Source organism: Cobetia sp. MC34, from assembly GCF_018340035.1.
Taxonomy (GTDB): domain Bacteria; phylum Pseudomonadota; class Gammaproteobacteria; order Pseudomonadales; family Halomonadaceae; genus Cobetia; species Cobetia amphilecti.
The window spans coordinates 41896-59080 of sequence record NZ_JADPPY010000012.1 but is presented as its reverse complement, the minus strand read 5'-3'; the positions used below and the strand labels follow the sequence as shown (position 1 = coordinate 59080).

14 protein-coding genes and 1 pseudogene are annotated in these 17185 nt (G+C 64.9%); 11 read left to right on the top strand and 4 right to left on the bottom strand.

Annotated elements, in window-relative coordinates:
* Positions 1-6: 6 nt before the first annotated feature.
* The 9 genes and pseudogenes from IZU87_RS08685 to IZU87_RS08645 all read left to right on the top strand — a co-directional run bounded on the left by IZU87_RS08685 (position 7) and on the right by IZU87_RS08645 (position 8752).
* A complete protein-coding gene (locus tag IZU87_RS08685) occupies positions 7-393 on the top strand; it encodes a sirohydrochlorin chelatase (protein ID WP_213114266.1) in 387 nt (128 codons plus the stop codon).
* Between the two features lie 266 nt (positions 394-659).
* On the top strand, positions 660-1571 hold the full coding sequence (locus IZU87_RS08680; RefSeq protein WP_043335996.1) for a MerR family transcriptional regulator: 912 nt from the start codon (positions 660-662) through the stop codon (positions 1569-1571).
* Between the two features lie 49 nt (positions 1572-1620).
* Positions 1621-3117, top strand: coding sequence for a deoxyribodipyrimidine photo-lyase (gene phrB / locus IZU87_RS08675; RefSeq protein WP_213114265.1), 1497 nt, complete (start codon positions 1621-1623; stop codon positions 3115-3117).
* A 64-nt stretch (positions 3118-3181) separates the two neighbouring features.
* On the top strand, positions 3182-3667 hold the full coding sequence (locus IZU87_RS08670) for a nuclear transport factor 2 family protein (protein ID WP_249330504.1): 486 nt from the start codon (positions 3182-3184) through the stop codon (positions 3665-3667).
* Positions 3668-3846: 179 nt separating this feature from the next.
* Positions 3847-4671, top strand: a complete 825-nt coding sequence (locus IZU87_RS08665; RefSeq protein ID WP_213114264.1) for an SDR family NAD(P)-dependent oxidoreductase — start codon at positions 3847-3849, stop codon at positions 4669-4671.
* Positions 4672-4768: 97 nt separating this feature from the next.
* A complete protein-coding gene (locus IZU87_RS08660; protein ID WP_213114263.1) occupies positions 4769-6115 on the top strand; it encodes an NAD(P)/FAD-dependent oxidoreductase in 1347 nt (448 codons plus the stop codon).
* The gene (locus IZU87_RS08655; RefSeq protein WP_249330503.1) at positions 6112-6930 is read left to right on the top strand and encodes a DUF1365 domain-containing protein; all 819 of its coding nucleotides are present in this window, start codon (positions 6112-6114) and stop codon (positions 6928-6930) included. The genes IZU87_RS08660 and IZU87_RS08655 overlap by 4 nt, the downstream gene beginning before the upstream one ends.
* A gap of 10 nt (positions 6931-6940) precedes the next feature.
* Positions 6941-8191: pseudogene (locus tag IZU87_RS08650) on the top strand (class I SAM-dependent methyltransferase); the annotation flags it as partial.
* 36 nt (positions 8192-8227) lie between these two features.
* Positions 8228-8752, top strand: a complete 525-nt coding sequence (locus tag IZU87_RS08645; RefSeq protein WP_213114287.1) for a DUF2878 domain-containing protein — start codon at positions 8228-8230, stop codon at positions 8750-8752.
* Positions 8753-8757: 5 nt separating this feature from the next.
* On the opposite strand, the gene IZU87_RS08640 is transcribed toward IZU87_RS08645, so the two are convergent.
* On the bottom strand, positions 8758-10596 hold the full coding sequence (locus tag IZU87_RS08640; protein WP_213114261.1) for a putative bifunctional diguanylate cyclase/phosphodiesterase: 1839 nt from the start codon (positions 10594-10596) through the stop codon (positions 8758-8760).
* 297 nt (positions 10597-10893) lie between these two features.
* Here IZU87_RS08640 and fabA point away from each other — a divergent pair, with 297 nt between their 5' ends.
* Positions 10894-11409 carry a 3-hydroxyacyl-[acyl-carrier-protein] dehydratase FabA gene (gene fabA, locus IZU87_RS08635; RefSeq protein WP_043334808.1) on the top strand — a complete coding sequence of 172 codons (516 nt, stop codon included), beginning with the start codon at positions 10894-10896 and terminating at the stop codon, positions 11407-11409.
* A gap of 13 nt (positions 11410-11422) precedes the next feature.
* Positions 11423-12640 (top strand): beta-ketoacyl-ACP synthase I, encoded by a 1218-nt coding sequence (fabB, locus tag IZU87_RS08630; RefSeq protein ID WP_043334810.1) that lies wholly within the window; start codon positions 11423-11425, stop codon positions 12638-12640.
* A gap of 153 nt (positions 12641-12793) precedes the next feature.
* On the opposite strand, the gene IZU87_RS08625 is transcribed toward fabB, so the two are convergent.
* The 3 genes from IZU87_RS08625 to IZU87_RS08615 all read right to left on the bottom strand — a co-directional run bounded on the left by IZU87_RS08625 (position 12794) and on the right by IZU87_RS08615 (position 17028).
* Positions 12794-13513: a lysophospholipid acyltransferase family protein gene (locus IZU87_RS08625; protein ID WP_166020099.1), complete on the bottom strand. Its 720-nt coding sequence runs from the start codon at positions 13511-13513 to the stop codon at positions 12794-12796.
* Between the two features lie 60 nt (positions 13514-13573).
* Positions 13574-14458 (bottom strand): sugar nucleotide-binding protein, encoded by an 885-nt coding sequence (locus tag IZU87_RS08620; protein ID WP_213114260.1) that lies wholly within the window; start codon positions 14456-14458, stop codon positions 13574-13576.
* Between the two features lie 62 nt (positions 14459-14520).
* Entirely contained in the window at positions 14521-17028 is a 2508-nt protein-coding gene (locus tag IZU87_RS08615; protein WP_213114259.1) for a bifunctional diguanylate cyclase/phosphodiesterase, read from the bottom strand.
* Between the last annotated feature and the right edge of the window lie 157 nt (positions 17029-17185).

Sequence of the window (17185 nt, the reverse complement as noted above, 5' to 3'; positions counted from 1 at the left end):
AGCTGCATGACTACGTCCACAGATCACGACAACGCCTTGATTCTATTGGCCCATGGGTCACGTGACCCGCGCTGGCGCGAGCCCTTCGAGGCACTGGAAGCCACACTGGCTTCCCGCCTCAAGCGCCCGACGCGTCTGGCCTATATGGAACTGTGCGATCCGCTGCTGACCGACACCATCGATACCCTGGCGGCAGACGGTGCCGCACGTATCGACATCCTGCCGCTGTTCTTCGCGGCCGGCCGTCATCTGCGCGAGGACGTGCCCGCCATGCTGGAAGACTCGCAGCGCCAGCACCCCGACTGCCCCATCAGTCTGCTTGACCCGGTGGGTGCACATCCGGCCTTTGTCGAGGCCTTGATCCAGATTGTGGAGCAACAGGACAACGCCTAGACGGCCGATTTCATGACGGGACCTTCGGCGTCAAAGGCGCTGTGATGCACCTTCAAAACATGCGCACCGGGGATGCGACGCAGCTTGCCTCTTGTCAGGCTCTGGCGGCTGCGCCATCCTGATGCCCACATGTACAGCTAGTGCACAAGATGCATTGCCGGTATCCCACAGCGCCCCAAGTGACGACACTTCAACTTTACCCTGTGTGTCGTCCTCACCTGTGCTTCACCCGGGATGCCTCGTCACCGCCAGAGGTAACACCATTCATGACTGACAAGGCCACGGAAACTGCCAGTTCGCCGCTGTTTCCGATCCGCGAAGTCTCTCGCCTGACCGGCGTCAATTCGGTCACGTTGAGAGCCTGGGAACGCCGCTACGGACTGATCGAGCCCCGCCGGACGCCCAAGGGGCATCGCCTGTATGCCCGCGAGGACATCGAGCGGATCGAACACATCCTGCAGTGGCTCAACCGCGGAGTACCTGTCAGCCAGGTACGCGAGCTGCTCGACCAGCCGCAGCCGGAAAGCACGCCGATGCCGGACGAAGGCAGCTGGAGTGGCCAGCAGCAGCTGGCACTGGCCGCCATCGACGCCCAGGACGAGGCGCGCCTGGCCGAGCTGTACAACCAGAGTCTGGCGCTGTACCCGGTCAGCAGCGTGGTCGAGCGCCTGTGGCGTCCGCTGCTCGAGCAGCTCGAGGAGCGCGGTACCGCCACCTTCGGCACCCGCCTGGCCCAGTGCTTCTTCGAGAGCTTCCTGCGTTCGCGCATCGGTGCCCGGCTGGTGTTTGCCAATCAGGAGCGTCACGCCCCGCACATCACGCTGACGCGCCTGCCGGAAGAGCCGGGCCTGAGCTGGCTGCTGCTGTTCGCGCTGGTCGCCAGCGACGCCGGCTATCACGTCAGCCTGCTGGATGGCCCACTGCCGCTGGCGGAACTGCCGCTGGCCGCAGAGCGCCTGCAGGCACAGGCCGTGGTGCTGGTCGGCACCCAGGCCGAGCGCTCGGATGTCATGCGCCGTCAGTTGCCGCGGGTCGCAGAACAATTGAGCGTGCCGCTGGCCATCGCTGGCCCGGCCGCCCAGATTCGCCAGCAGGAGCTGGTAGACGGGCCCATTGAAGGCCTGGGGGCCGACCCGATTCAGGCGGTCGCTCGCCTGAGGTCCTTGATGGCACGTTGATCGCAGGCTCCTGCTCGGCATTGGTTTCACCGATCGCCAAGGAGCCCCGATGTCATCTGACTCACCTTCCGCCTCTTCCCCCGCCTCCGCGCCAGCGGGGGCTCCCCTGCAGCTGGTCTGGCTGCGCAGTGACCTGCGCGTACACGACAACACTGCTCTCTCGCAGGCCGCCGCACGCGGCCCGGTCGTGGCCGTCGTCGCCCCCTGCCTGGCGCAGTGGGTCGAGCACGGCCACGGCGCCAACAAGCTCGACTTCCTGCGCCGCGGCCTGCATGTCCTGCAACAGGCACTCGCCGGCTATCACATCCCGCTCAAGGTGCTCGACTGCGACACCTTCGCTGAGGTGCCCGAGGCGCTGGCTGCACTATGCGACGAGCTGGGTGCCCAGGCCCTGCACTTCAATGACGAATATGCCGTCAATGAGCGTGAGCGCGACAGGCGCGTGCGTGAGCGCCTTGCCGAGAGCGACGTCCGCCTGCATCGCTACACCGACATGCTGGCCTTCACGCCCGGCGAGCTGCTGACCGGCAAGGGCGATTACTACGGCGTCTTCACACCCTTCTCAAAGCGTTGGCACAAGGAAGTCGATTCCCGCCGTCTGGCGCTGAATGAGGCACCTGAAGTGCAAGCCACGCCCCGAGACGCCCAGGGGCGCGAGATCCACGGCGACGCCATCCCGCCACTGCCCGAGACGCTCAAGGGCAAGCCGGCGACAGCGCTGGACGCCGAGCTATGGCCGGCCGGCGAAGAGGCCGCACAGGAGCGTCTGGAACGCTTTCTGACCTTCCGCGCGCGCCGCTACCACGAACAGCGCGATATCCCCGCCACCCGTGGCACCAGCGAGCTCTCGCCCTATCTGGCGCTGGGCATGATCTCGGCCCGCCAATGCTACGCCGCCGTACTGGCAGAGAACGGCAGCCTCGCCGATGGCGATGTCGGCCTGACCAGCTGGGTCAACGAGCTGATCTGGCGTGAGTTCTACCAGCACATCCTGGTCGGCTTCCCGCGCGTCAATCGCCACCGTCCCTTCCAGCGCCATACCGAGGCCCTGCAGTGGCGCGATGACGACGCAGGCTTCGCCGCCTGGTGCGAGGGCCGCACCGGCTACCCCATCGTCGATGCCGCCATGCGGCAGCTGGTGCAGACCGGCTGGATGCACAATCGCCTGCGCATGGTGACGGCGATGTTCCTCACCAAGCATCTGCTGATCGACTGGCGGCGTGGCGAGGCCTTCTTCATGACCCATCTCGTCGATGGTGAGCTGGGCGCCAACAATGGTGGCTGGCAATGGGCGGCTTCCACCGGCACCGATGCCGCGCCCTATTTCCGCATCTTCAATCCAACCACCCAGGGCCAGCGCTTCGACAAGGGCGGCGAGTTCATCGCGAGCATGGTGCCGGAACTGGCCGAGCTGCCGGCCAAGCGGCGCCACCAGCCCAGTGCGGATGACTGCCAACAGACGGGCTATCCACGACCGATCGTCGATCACAAGGCCGCCCGCCAGCGGGCGCTGGATACCTTCAAGGCGCTGTCAAAAAGCGAATGACCCCTCAAGCGGCCTGCTGATCTTCAGCAGGCCGCTCTTGTATCCCCCCTTCAGGAGCATTGCCATGCAATCGCTACCCGACGAGATGAGCCCGGCCCTGACTCGGGTATGTCGTCTTTACGAAAAGCTGGACAAAACCTCTACAGAACTGCTCAAATCAGTCTACAGTGACGATATCGTCTTCCGCGACCCCCTGCATGAAGTCCGCGGTCTGACGGCACTCAACGCCTATTTCTCAGGGTTGTACATGAATGTCGCCGCCATCGACTTCGTCTTTCATCACCCGCTGGGGCCGGTGCCTGCGCAAGCCGCCGGCCCTGCGGATGAAGGCAATGAACAGGGACTTGCCTGGCTAAGCTGGACGATGACCTATCGCCATACCCGTCTGAACGGGGGCAAGGACATCAGCGTGCAGGGCGCCTCACGCCTCGAGTTCCGAGACGGGAAGGTCATCCAGCACCGTGATTTCTTCGATGCCGGTGAGCTGCTCTACGAGCAGGTGCCTGTACTGCGCAACGTGATCGGCCTGCTGAAACGTCGCATGGACTGAGCAGCAGAGGGTTGAACCTTGGCGACATCCATACGGACACGCCCGGCGTTCTCTGAGTCAGTGCCATCCAGATTCGCCAGGCCAGGCAAGGCGCAGACACGCAGACACGCAGACACACAGACACACAGACACGCAGAGACAGACAGGCACGCCAGACACATACATGCCAAGGAGGGGAAATGGCCAGTCATGGTTCGAGCACCACATCGACGACCACATCGACGACTGCAAAGGCTCGCAAACGCATCTGGCTGACCGGCGCCAGCTCCGGCATCGGCGAAGGTCTGGCGCGCCGGCTGCTGGCGGATGGCCACCGGGTCGCCCTGAGCGCGCGCTCCGCCGACAAGCTGGAAGCCATCGCAGCCGATGCCGAGCAAGGCCCCGGGGAAGCGCTGGTCGTGACGCTCGACCTCACCGACCGTGAGGCCATCCGCGCGGCGGCCAGCCAGATAGAGGCCCGCTTTGGTGGACTCGACCTTGCACTGCTCAACGCTGGCACCTGCGAATATCTGGATGCACGGGAATTCGAGGCAGACCTGGTCCACCGCGTGTTCGCGACCAACTTCCAGGCCGCCGTGGATGTGATCGAAAGCGCCTTGCCGCTGCTGCGCATGGCAGCGGCAGACGGCGGTGAGCGACCGCAGCTGGCAGCGGTCTCCAGTGCCTCGGCCTACCTGCCGTTGCCACGCGCGGAGGCGTATGGCGCCTCCAAGGCCGCGGTGAGCTACTTCCTGGAGTCGCTGCGACTGGACCTCGACAACCAGGGCATCGATGTCAGCGTGATTCACCCCGGCTTCGTCAAGACGCCGCTGACCGAACGCAATGACTTCCCGATGCCGATGCAGGTCACTGTCGACCAGGCGGTCGAGGCGATCGTGGCGGGGCTCGCGCGTCACCGGCTCGACATCCATTTCCCGCGCCGCTTCACGCTGTTGGTCAAGTTGCTGGGCATCCTGCCCGCCCCCTTGCGCCGCAGCATCGGCCTGCGCATGACCCGCGACTGACGATTCATTGCCGGTGAGGCAAACAGGCCTGCCAGTGCACCTTCCCGCAGCCCAGCTGCTGACGACATGGTTCGACTCGTTTTCCTTCTGGAGTGGCATGAATACAACAACGACACACGCGACAGCACCTCTGGACCGCCAGCGCATCGCCGTCATCGGCAGCGGCGTCAGCGGCATGTCAGCGGCCTACTACCTGAGTCGCAAGCATGAAGTACATGTCTTCGAGTCAGCCGAGCGCCTGGGCGGTCACACCGCCACCATGGATGTACAGTGCGCCGATGGCAGCGACTGGGCCATCGACACCGGCTTCATCGTCTTCAATGACCGCACCTACCCGCATTTCCAGCGCCTGCTGGAACGCCTCGACGTGGCCTATCAGCCCACCGAGATGAGCTTCTCGGTGCACACCACCGCCGAGGACTTCGAGTACAACGGCCATACCCTGCTGTCGCTGTTCGCCCAGAAGCGCAATCTGCTGCGCCCGCGCTTCTATCGCCTGCTGCGCGACATCCTGCGCTTCAACAAGCAGGCTGCCGCCGACCTGGACAACGGCAAGCTCGCCGAGGGCGCGACCCTGGGCAGCTACCTGGATGCCAATGGCTACTCGCAGGTATTCCGTGAGCATGACCTGCTGCCGATGGGCGCAGCGATCTGGTCCGCCAGCATCGCGGACATCGCGCAATTCCCGCTGCTGTTCTTCGTGCGCTTCTTCCGCCATCACGGCCTGCTGTCGGTCAATGATCGCCCACAGTGGTTCACGCTGGTCGGTGGCTCGCGCGCCTATATCGCGCCGCTGACCGAGGGCTATGCCGAGCGCATTCGCCTCAACAGCAAGATCACCCGGGTCCTGCGTGACGCCGACGGCGTGACGCTTGAGCATGCCGATGGCCGCCGTGAACGCTTCGACCAGGTGGTGATGGCGTGTCATGCGCCGCAGGCACTGGCGCTGCTCGGCGATGCCAGCGAGCAGGAGCGCGCGGTGCTGGGGGCGATCACGACCCAGCGCAATGAGGTGGTGATGCATACCGACACCTCGCTGCTGCCCAGGCGCAAGGCAGCCTGGGCGAGCTGGAACTACCGCCTCGATGGACGCGACGACGCCCAGCGGGCCAGTGTCACCTACGACATGAACATCCTGCAACGCCTTGATGAGCGCGAGCACCCGCCCCGCGAGACCTTCTGCATCACGCTCAATGACAGCGACGCGATTGATCCCGCTCGGGTGCTGGGCCGTTATGCCTATGACCACCCGCGCTTCACGCTGGCCGCCGAAGCCGCCAAGGCACGCTTCACGCAGATTTCCGGCGCGCAGGCCAAGGCGGAGGGCGCGGTGGGCCGAACCCATTTCTGTGGCGCCTGGTGGCGCAACGGCTTTCACGAGGATGGCGTATGGAGTGCGCTGCGGGTCGCCGAGGCACTGGGTGCGCGCGAGGCAGACGATTGAAGGCGCCCGCCAGCCGCATCGGTTATGGCACGCTGCGCCACCGTCGCCACGCGCCGCGCCAGCATGCCTTTCGCTATCGCGTCGCCATGGCATGGCTGGCACTGGATGAGTTGCCGGCACTGATGGCCGGCAAGCGCCTGGTGAGCGCCAGTCACGCCGCGCCACTGGCCTTTCGCGACAGTGACCATCTGCCGGCCGCGGTCCACGACATTGCCGATGGCCCACTCGAGGAACGGGTGCGCGCCGCCTGCCAGCGCGAGCTTGCCCGCAATGGCGATCACGCGCCGCTGCCGCAGGGACGCATCTTTCTGCTGACCCAGCTGCGCCACTTCGGGATCGGCTTCAACCCGATCCGCCTCTATTACCTCTATCACGCCTCAGGCCAGCTGGGCGCCGTGCTCGGTGAGGTAACCAATATCCCCTGGGGAGAGCGCGTACTGTATGCCGCCCGCACGGACCCGCAGCGACGCATGCAGGCGGCGCAGTTCGACAAGCGCATGCATGTCTCGCCCTTCATGCCGATGGGCATGCGCTATCACTGGCGCTTCAACGACCCCAGCGCGGATGAGCTGTTGCTGCACATGGAAAACCACCCCCTCTCCGGGGATACGGCGCGGAAAGCGCAGCACTCGCTGTTCGATGCCAGCCTGAGCCTGCATCTGGAACCGGCTACGCCGCGCGCCTTTCATCGCCTGCTGCTGCGTTTCCCCTGGATGACGCTCAAGACGGTCGCAGGCATTCATTTCGAGGCGCTGCGTCTGGCGCTCAAGCGCGTGCCGATCTTCGACCATCCGCGCTCGCCGTCTTCATCATGAGGAACTCATCATGAGCCAATTCGAACCCGCTCCCCCCACACTGGCCACGACCCGGGCACCGGCGGACCGCCTGACGCGGCTGCTGCGGCCACGCCTGCTGCGCATGCTCGACAAGCTCGAGGGTGGCAGCCTGACGGTGCTGGAAGGCCGTGAGCGCCACGTGCTGGGCAAGGGCGGCGCGCGCAACGTCACGCTGCGTATCCATGACTCACGCGCGTGGCGGCGCATGGCGCTGGGTGGCACCGTCGCGGCGGCGGAGGCCTACATGGATGGCCAGTGGGAGACGGATGATCTGGTCGGGCTGGTGCGCCTGTTCGCCTACAACCTCGAACAGGTCAATGACTCGGTGGACAGCGGGACGTCGCGCCTGTCCAAGTGGGCGCTGAGCGTCGCCTACGCGCTGGCACGCAATACACTGGCGGGTTCGAAGCGCAATATCTCGGCGCATTACGATCTCGGCAATGATCTCTTCGAGCTGTTCCTCGATCGCGAGCACCGCATGTATTCCGCGGCGGTGTTCCCCTATCCCGAGGCCAGCCTGGAAGCGGCCTCGACCCACAAGCTGGAGAAGCTGTTCAACCTGCTGGAACTCGGGCCTCAGCATCACCTGCTGGAAATCGGCACCGGCTGGGGCGGGCTGGCGATCCATGCCGCAAGAACACGCGGCTGCCGCGTGACCACCACGACCATTTCCGATGAGCAGCACGCCTATACCAGGGCGCGTATCGCCGCGGAAGGGCTGGAAGATCGCATCACGCTGCTCAAGGAAGACTACCGGGCACTGGAAGGTCGCTTCGATCGCATCGTCTCGGTGGAGATGATCGAGGCGGTCGGCCATCAGTATCTGCCGACCTATCTGAAGACCCTCGAGCGCCTGCTCGAGCCGTCAGGCCTGATCGCGCTGCAGGCCATCACGATTCGCGATCAGCGCTTCGTGGCCGCCAGCCGCGAGATGGACTTCATCAAGCGCTACATCTTCCCCGGCGGCTTCCTGCCGTCCCATGCGGCGATTCTCAGCGCCATGCAACAGGATACCCAGCTGAACCTGTTGCAGCTCGAGGATATCGGCCTGCACTACGCCGCCACGCTCAAGGCTTGGGGGCAGCGCTTCGAGGCGCGTCTCGGGGAGGTCTATGCGCAGGGCTACGACGAGCGCTTCGTGCGCATGTGGCGTTACTACCTGGCGTACTGCGAGGGGGGCTTCCGCGAGCGCACCATCGGCACCTGTCAGCTGCTGCTGGGGGGGGCCGGGGGCGCGCCCGACACAGGCGGGGCTCCAGGATTGGGACGCCTGAACATGCTGTCCGAGCGCCCTGGAGCACTACTCAATGCCGGGCTCTTCCAGCTCGGCTGGTTCTGCTGCGTGCTGGCCGGCTCGACGGTCGCCCTGCTGGCCACGCCGCTGATACTGGCCGTGCATCTGTGGCTGATCGTGCCGACGAGTGAGCGCCTGCGCGAGCTGCGCTGGCTGGCCGCCTTCGTGGCGCTGGGCATGGTGGTGGATGGCAGCCTGTCACTGGCCGGTGGCTACACCATCACCTCGGACACGCCTGACTGGGAGCACTGGCTGCCCCTGCCTGTCTGGATGTGGTGTCTGTGGCCACTGTTCGCCAGCACGATCCATCATGCGCTGCGCTGGTTGTGGCAGCGGCCCTGGCTTGCGGCGGCTGGCGGTGCCATCAGTGCCCCGCTGTCCTATTACGGCGGGGCGCAGCTCGCCAATGTGACCCTCGCCGACTGGCTGCTACCGGCGCAGGCGCTGATCTGGGGCGGCCTGTGCCTGGGTATCGCACGTCTGCAGGGGCATGCCGAGCGCGCCTGAGGACATCAGGCAGCCTTGATGGCCAGATTGCCGGCCTCGTAGCCATTGAGCCGCTCGATGACCTCCCCCGCGGGTGCCGGCCGCGAGAAGTAGAACCCCTGGATCCAGCCGCAGCCATTCGATACCAGATATTCACGCTGTTCGGCGGTCTCGACGCCTTCCGCGATCATCTCCATGCCCAGGCCCTTGGCCATCGCCAGCACCGCCATGGTGATGGCGGCATCCGCACGCTCGCCGGGTAGACTGCGGATGAAGGCGCGGTCCAGCTTGAGCTTGTCCACCGGCAGGTCCTTCAGATAGGCGAGTGACGAATAGCCGGTGCCGAAGTCATCCACCGCGATCTGGTGGCCGCGAGCGCGTAGTGCCGCCAGGCGCCGTGAGACGTCGCCGGCACGCTCATCCAGCAATACCGATTCCGTCAGCTCCAGCCCAATGGAGCTGGCAGGCACGCCATACTCCATCAACAGGCCCGCCAGCGAGGCCTCAAAGCCACCCTGGATCAGCTGCAAGGCCGAGACATTGACCCAGATGCACAGGCGGTGACCGGCGCGCCGCCAGCTGGCCTGCTGCTGTACCGCCTCGCGCAGCACCCAGTTGCCCAGGCGCAGCATCAGGCCATGGCGCTCGGCCAGCGGCACGAATTCGGCCGGTGAGATGGCACCCCGCAGCGGGTGCTTCCAGCGCAACAGCGCCTCGACACTCGCGACCTTGCCGGTGCTGGCGTCGTGCTGACATTGATAGTGCAGCTGCAATTGCCCCTGGCTCTCGATGGCGACCCGCAGGTCATTCGCCAGCCCCAGCTGCAGGTCACCACCAGCATCCAGTGCGGGCTGGAAGCGCATGTCGGTATTGCGGCCATGCCGCTTGGCGGCATACAGGGCACTTTCCAGACTCTGCATCAGCACATCGGCATCAGCGCCATCCTCCGGGGCGCGGCAGCTGCCGATCGACAGCGCAAGGTGCAGCGCCTGATCGCCGATCTCGAAAGGCTTGGTCAGCACCTGGCGCAGCTCATCCACCCAGGCGGTATGCTCGCCACCCGCCGTGGAGCGCAGAATGACGAACTCGTCGCCGCCGATGCGCCCTACCACACCGCCACGCGCCAGCGCCGTCAGACGCTGGGAGAACTGCTGCAGCAGGCGATCGCCCCCTTCCGCGCCCAGGGCATCATTGATGCTCTTGAGCGCATCGATATCGATCAATGCCAGGTCCATCGCCTCCCCGGCGCGCAGGCCATTGAGGCGACTGACCAGCAGGTCGCCCAGCCGGCGGCGATTGGGCAGGCCCGTCAGGGCATCTTCCAGCCCCAGGCGCTGCAGATCCTGCTCGCGTGCCTTGTGGCGGGTGATATCGGTAAAGAGAGCGACATGAAAGACGTCGCCGCCCTGCTCGATACGGCGTGCTCGCAGCCACTCGGGGTATTCATCCCCCTGCTTGCGCCGGTTCCAGACCTCGCCTTCCCAGTGGCCATTGGCCTCGAGCGCCTGGCGATAACGGGCGTGAAACTCCTCGTCATGGCGCCCGGAAGACAGCAGGGAAGGGTTGCGACCGATGATCTCTTCCGGTGCGTAACCGGTGATATGACTGAAGGCGGCGTTCACGGCCAGCACCCGATTGTGGCGATCACTGATCACCAGACCATCACTGCTCAGGTGCACGGCGGCTTCCAGCAGCTGACGATGCAGCAGCTGGCGACGACGCTGGCGCGCGATGTCCAGCCCCGCCAGAACGGCAGGCAGCAACGCGGCAAGACGCAGCTCGAGCCCCGGCAACCAGGGCAGCGCTGTCAAGGCAACGAACGCCCCGATGATCAGGGGCCGATTGAAGTGGGCTTGCGGCCACATAAGCAGCTCTCGGTGGAAGGGGTCATCGGGGGTGATCCTGCATTTGCAGGCAGCGGGCCACTCTCGGCATGGCTCCAGCGGATTGCGGCCGATGCCGGCAAAGGGGATCCCGCGCGAATCACACACTAGCTCCTATCGACCACTTCCCCCCCAGCTGTAGGACTTATTTGCACCCGCCCTTGCCGCCCTTTAGTCTGGCCCCCACGTGCATTCAGGGGTGCCAGCCATTAGACTAGCCCCATTCAGGCGCTCAGGTGCCTCGTACGGCATTACCATCCCGCTACTCGGAATGACTCAGTGACCAAGCAACACTCCTTTACTCGCGACGAGCTGCTGGCCTGTGGCCAGGGCGAACTCTTCGGCCCGGGCAATGCGCAACTGCCTGCTCCCAACATGCTGATGCTGGATCGCATCACTCACATCAGTGAGGAAGGCGGTAGCCACGGCAAGGGTCAGCTGATTGCTGAGCTGGATATCTCTCCGGACCTGTGGTTCTTCGACTGCCACTTCCCGGGTGATCCGGTGATGCCGGGCTGCCTGGGCCTCGATGCCATGTGGCAGCTGGTGGGCTTCCACCTCGGCTGGCTGGGCAATCCGGGCCGTGGCCGCGCGCTGGGCTGCGGCGAGGTCAAGTTCTCTGGCCAGGTGCTGCCGACCGCCAAGAAAGTGACCTACACCATCAACATCAAGCGAGTCATCACTCGCAAGCTGATCCTCGGCATCGCCGATGGTACAGTGACAGTTGACGGTCGCGACATCTATCAGGCCAACGACCTGCGCGTCGGTCTGTTCACCTCCACTGCGAACTTCTGAACGGGAGGCTCCCATGCGTAGAGTGGTAGTCACCGGGCTGGGCATTGTTTCCTGCCTGGGCAATGATCGCCAGCAGGTCCTGGAATCGCTCCGCGAAGGACGTTCTGGTATCCGCCGCAAAGAGGAATACGCCGAGCTGGGCTTCCGTAGCCACGTGGCCGGCGTTGTCGACATCAATCTCGAAGACCACATCGATCGCAAGCAATTGCGCTTCATGGGGGATGCTGCGGCCTATGCCTACATCTCCATGGCGCAGGCGATTGCCGATTCCGGTCTCACCGAAGAGCAGGTTTCCCACGAGCGTACCGGCCTGATCGCCGGTTCCGGTGGCGCTTCCTCCGCGAACCAGGTCGAGGCCGCAGACGTGATGCGCGCCAAGGGCCTGCGTCGCGTCGGTCCCTACCGCGTCACTCGCACCATGGGCTCGACCGTCTCTGCCTGTCTGGCCACGCCGTTCAAGATCAAGGGTATCAACTACTCGATCTCCTCGGCCTGTGCCACGTCTGCCCACTGCATCGGTAGCGCCGTGGAACAGATCCAGCTGAACAAGCAGGACATCGTGTTTGCCGGTGGCGGTGAAGAAGAGCACTGGACCCTGTCCTGCCTGTTCGACGCCATGGGCGCCCTGTCCACCAGCTACAACGACACGCCGGAAACCGCGTCGCGTCCTTACGACAAGACCCGTGATGGCTTCGTCATCGCTGGCGGCGGCGGCATGCTGGTACTCGAGGAGCTGGAACACGCCAAGGCACGCGGCGCGAAGATCTACGCCGAAGTGACCGGCTATGGCGCGACCTCCGATGGCCACGACATGGTGGCACCGTCCGGCGAAGGTGCAGCACGCTGCATGCGTCAGGCGATGGCAACCGTGAATGGCGATATCGACTACATCAACACCCACGGCACCTCGACGCCGGTGGGCGATGTGGCCGAGCTCAAGGCCATCCAGGAAGTCTTCGGCGCCGCCAGCCCGGCAATGAGCTCGACCAAGTCGCTGACGGGTCACTCGCTGGGCGCCACTGGCGTGCAGGAAGCTATCTACTCCATGCTGATGATGGAGAACGACTTCATTGCCGCGTCTGCCAACGTCAGCGAGCTGGATGACCGCGCCGAAGGCCTCGACATCGTCACGACCCGTCGTGATGGCGTCAAGATCGACCGTGTGCTGTCCAACAGCTTCGGCTTCGGTGGCACCAACGCCTGCCTGATTCTGGAACGTTTCCAGGACTGATTCAGCACGCGTTCAGCAGACATGCAGTCTGCAGATACGCGCTGGTGTTAGACACGAAAAGGCCGCCCTTCGGGGCGGCCTTTTTGGTGGCTGTCCGGTGCTCGCTGGCAGCACCGGATGCATCAGCCGAGCAACAGTGAAGGCGAGAGACAGTCAGGCGCCGACGCTATCGGCCGCCGCTTCCTCTTCCAGCGGCGGACGCTGGACACTGGAGATTTCCTGCAGCTTGGCCTCGACCCAGGCCTCGACATCGGCGATCACCGCATCCGGCTTGCGCCCCGCCGTCTCGATGGCCGGGCCATAGGCGACATGGATGGTGCCCGGGCGCTTGATCCAGCTGTCATTGGGCCAGATCTCACCGGCATTGTGCGCCACCGGCACCACCGGCACGCCGGCACGGCAGGCAATCGCGGCGCCGGACTTGTTGAACTTCTTGCGCGTCCCCGGCGCGATGCGCGTGCCTTCCGGGAAGATCAGCACTGTAAAGCCGTCCTTGAGGCGCTGGGTACCCACTGACAGCACCTGTTTGAGCGCCTTGGCCGGCTGGGTGCGATCCAGCGGAATCGGCTCCAGCAGTTTCAGCCCCCAGCCGAAGACCGGAATCTTCAGCAGCTCCTGCTTGAGCACGGTGCATAGCGGGCGCTTGGCCACCTGCAGATAGATGGTTTCCCACTCGCTCTGGTGGTTGGCCAGCAGCACGCAGGCCCCCTCAGGCAAGGCGTCACGTCCAGTCACCTGCACCTTCACGCCGCAGGTCAGACGGAACCACCACAGCACGATATGGTTGTAGCTATGCAGGACACGGTAGCGCGCCTGTAGCGGAAGGCAGGCCGCCAGCGGCACCAGCACCACGGCGCTGAGCAGCAACGCCATGAAATAACCTACATAAAACAGCACGCTACGCAGCGCATTCACAGGCACAGTCTCCACAGGTCAGATCGAATCAGGGCGAGATGAGCCGGAGGCGCGCTGCGCGATCCAGTCATCCATCAGGCGGGATAGTTCGAGGCGCCACGGCTTCTGATGCACACCGAAGGTGTCCAGCACGCGACGACAGTTGAGCACACGCCGCAGCGGCGTACCGGCGTTGAGGGTCAGCGCCTTGAGCGGGCCCGCGGCCACCGTCTCGCCAAGCCCCTCGAGGCGGGTGATCAACTGGGTGCGTACGACACTGACGAAGGCGTAGGTGCTGATGGGCTCGGTGCCGGCCAGATGGTAGGCCCCCCAGGCACCCGCACCGCAGCGCTGTTGCTGGAGCATGCCGATCAACGCCATCGCCACGGCATCGACACTGGTCGGGCACAGGATGACGTCTTCGGCGGCACGCACCTCTTCCCCCGCCAGCAGGCGCTCGATCAGCGTCGGCAGCCAGGCATCACGCCCTTCCGGGCCGAACAGCGGGCCAAGACGCACGATCAGGTGATTGGGCAGCTCGGCACGGATGCGATCACCGGTCGCGATGACGCGGCGCAGCGCCGTATCGATCGGCGAGGGCACCTCGTCCTCGTCGAGCAAGCCTTCGCCGCCCTGCTCGAACATCTGATCTGCCACGCACCACACCAGCGGTGTGCCGGTCTCGATGCAGGCGGCCAGCACTTGCTCCACCGCCTCGGCATGCGCCATCACCTCGGCAGGTGCGGAATCGGCCGGGCGTGCGAACGGCGGCACGATGACGACATCCGCCTGGCTGGCGCGGATGTCATCGGCACCAATACGGTCAGACTCGACGGCGTTGAGCTCAAGATCGGCGCGCGTACCGGCCGCACGAATCAGACCCAGGCCAAGACAATGCCCGGCATCTAGCAGCAAGAGTTTCACAGGCAGGCTCCAGCAAACAGGAGCATCGCCGCAAGAGGCGACGATGCAAAGGTGTCATTCTATCAACCTTGCAGACTGGCTGCAGGCCCGTTGTTGCGTGGAGTGATGGGGATCAAAGGGGCGCCGATCGGGTGAGGGCGACCGATGCCGTAGCCTTGCACGAAGTCGACACCGATCAGCTCGAGGGCGGGGATCAGCTCAAGGCGCTCGACATATTCCGCCACCGTGATGATGCCCATCTGGGCACAGATGCCACAGATGGCGGAGACGATGGCGGCGTCGAGGCTATCGCGAGTCAGGTTGCGCACGAAGGCGCCGTCGATCTTGAGCTGGTTGACCGGCAGCTCCTTGAGGTAGGCAAAGGACGACATGCCACTGCCGAAGTCATCCAGGGCGAAGCTGCAGCCGAGCCGGCGCATGCTATAGATGAACTCGCGCGCCTGGGCCAGATTGCTGATGGCCGCCGTCTCGGTGATCTCGAAGCACAGCCGCTGGGGCATGACGGAGCTTTGCGTGACCAGCGCCGCCAGCTGATCGCGCATGCGCAGGTCACCCATGCTCTGGCCGGAGAGGTTGATCGCCAGCACGGCGTCCGATTCGATGCGACCATCATCGGACTCCAGCACCTGCAGCGCCTGGGTGACGACCCAGATATCAATCTCGGGCATCAGGCCGAATCGCTCCGCCGTCGCCATGAAGTGCGCCGGGGCCAGGTGCTCGCCCGAGTCGTTGACGTAGCGCAGCAGCACCTCATAGTAGGGCTTGCTGGTGGCATCACTCAGCGAGCGGATCGGCTGGATATACAGCGTGAAGCGATCATTCTCCAGCGCCTCGTGCAGCAGCGGCAGCCATTGTACCTCGCGCTGGGCGCGCTCGAACCCCGCATCTCCGTCATGGTAGGCATGCACCTGATTGCGCCCGCTCTGCTTGGCCATGTAGCAGGCCCCATCCGCCTGACGCAGGACTTCGGAGGCCTGGACACCGCCCTCGACCGGCGCGACCCCGATGCTGACGCCCAACTGGAATGGCCGCCCCTCATCATAGTAGCGATAGGCACTGACGGCCGCGCACAGCGCTTCGGCACGCTCGATGGCCTGCTCGCGAGAACAGCGATAGAGCAGCACGGCGAATTCATCGCCCCCCAGGCGTGCCAGTACATCCGTTTCCCGCACATGTGCTCGCATCAGCGCGGAGAGCTCGCGCAATACGGTGTCTCCCGCCGCGTGCCCACAGGTGTCGTTGACCACCTTGAAGAAGTCGAGATCCAGGTACAGCAGCTGGTGAAAGCCGCCATCGGCCAGCGCCGCGGTGAGAGCGTCATCGAAGGCGGTGCGATTGTGCAGGCCGGTCAGACTGTCGTGATGCGCCTGAAAGTTGAGGCGCCGAATCATGGCCTGGCGATAGCTGATGTCGCGGAAGACCAGTACGGCCCCCTCGACATCCCCACTGCGACGGCGCACGGGCGAGGCCTTGAGCTCCACGGCACATTCACTGCCATCACGTGCCACCAGCAGCGTCTGGCTGGACATGTGCACCACTTCGCCACGCTGCAAGACCCCTTCCAGCTGGCTGGCAACCGACTGCAACGTACCTTCATGGCGCAGCTGCAAGATGCGCACCCAGGGACGACCGCGGGCCAACGACGGGTCCCAGCCACACAGTTCGGCAGCGATGGGATTGATGTGCTGGATATGGCCCTCGTGATCAAGGCTGATCACTCCTTCATCGATGGAATCCAGCATGACCGCCACCTGATCGCGCTCATGACGCAACTCCCGGGTCCGATACTCCAGCAGGCCATCCAGACGCGAGCGGTAATGGCGACTGCGACGCATGCGCTGCTCGGCACTGATGGCTAGGAGTGCCAGCCCCAGCACGGCCAGGGTCGCGATAGCGATGGCCAGGGCCAGCCACAGATTCTGCCCGGAGTTCATGCCCGCCCCGGCGGGAGAGATGATGGGCGTGGTCAGCGGCATCATCTCCATCGCCGCCATGCCGATGTAATGCATGCCGGCGATCGCAAGTCCCATCGCGCCGGCCGCCAGGGCCTGATAGATGCGATTGGGGCGGCGCTGGCGCAAGAAGAAACCTCCCAGCCACAGGGCCGCCGTCGCGGCCACCACCGCCACCACGATGGACACCGCGAACAGCAGCGGGTCATAGCGGTATGGCATGTGCATCTGCATCGCCGCCATGCCGGTGTAGTGCATCGTGGCGATGCCGCCGCCCATGATGGTCCCGCTCGTCATCAACAGCATCGGCGTCAGGCGTGGCAGCGTATTCACCCAGAGCGCCAGCCCCGAGGCCAGCATTGCGATCAGCACCGACAACGCCGTCAGGCCGGGCGCATAGGTGACCGAAGCCTGGCTTTCATACGCCAGCATGCCGATGAAATGCATGGCCCAGACACCCAGCCCCATCGCCACGGCTCCGCCCACCAGCCAGCCGAGGCTGGTGGCGCGCGAAGGGGCCAGCGCGACCTGACGAATCAGCTGCAGCGCTGCATGTGAAGCCAGCACGGCGACCACGATTGACAGGGCGACCAGTGGGTAGGAATAACTGCCATGCATGAATAACCTCAATCATCAGGGGCATGCCACAGTCGGCAAGATAGGGGCGGAAATCCGACAACGGCGTCATGTCGCCAGCACCCCCTCTGGAGTACCACGACAGGCTTCTCAGGCCATGGATTGCCACCCGACAACACTGGCAGTCCAACGGCGAGAT

What these genes read in the sequence shown, in the direction of transcription:
- IZU87_RS08645 (WP_213114287.1), top strand. Translation starts at nt 8,228, where the DNA reads ATGCTGTCCGAGCGCCCTGGAGCACTACTCAATGCCGGGCTCTTCCAG.
- IZU87_RS08660 (WP_213114263.1), top strand. Translation starts at nt 4,769, where the DNA reads ATGAATACAACAACGACACACGCGACAGCACCTCTGGACCGCCAGCGC.
- IZU87_RS08615 (WP_213114259.1), bottom strand. Translation starts at nt 17,028, where the DNA reads ATGCATGGCAGTTATTCCTACCCACTGGTCGCCCTGTCAATCGTGGTC.
- fabB (WP_043334810.1), top strand. Translation starts at nt 11,423, where the DNA reads ATGCGTAGAGTGGTAGTCACCGGGCTGGGCATTGTTTCCTGCCTGGGC.
- IZU87_RS08640 (WP_213114261.1), bottom strand. Translation starts at nt 10,596, where the DNA reads ATGTGGCCGCAAGCCCACTTCAATCGGCCCCTGATCATCGGGGCGTTC.
- IZU87_RS08665 (WP_213114264.1), top strand. Translation starts at nt 3,847, where the DNA reads ATGGCCAGTCATGGTTCGAGCACCACATCGACGACCACATCGACGACT.
- phrB (WP_213114265.1), top strand. Translation starts at nt 1,621, where the DNA reads ATGTCATCTGACTCACCTTCCGCCTCTTCCCCCGCCTCCGCGCCAGCG.
- IZU87_RS08680 (WP_043335996.1), top strand. Translation starts at nt 660, where the DNA reads ATGACTGACAAGGCCACGGAAACTGCCAGTTCGCCGCTGTTTCCGATC.
- IZU87_RS08625 (WP_166020099.1), bottom strand. Translation starts at nt 13,513, where the DNA reads ATGGCGTTGCTGCTCAGCGCCGTGGTGCTGGTGCCGCTGGCGGCCTGC.
- IZU87_RS08685 (WP_213114266.1), top strand. Translation starts at nt 7, where the DNA reads ATGACTACGTCCACAGATCACGACAACGCCTTGATTCTATTGGCCCAT.
- IZU87_RS08670 (WP_249330504.1), top strand. Translation starts at nt 3,182, where the DNA reads ATGCAATCGCTACCCGACGAGATGAGCCCGGCCCTGACTCGGGTATGT.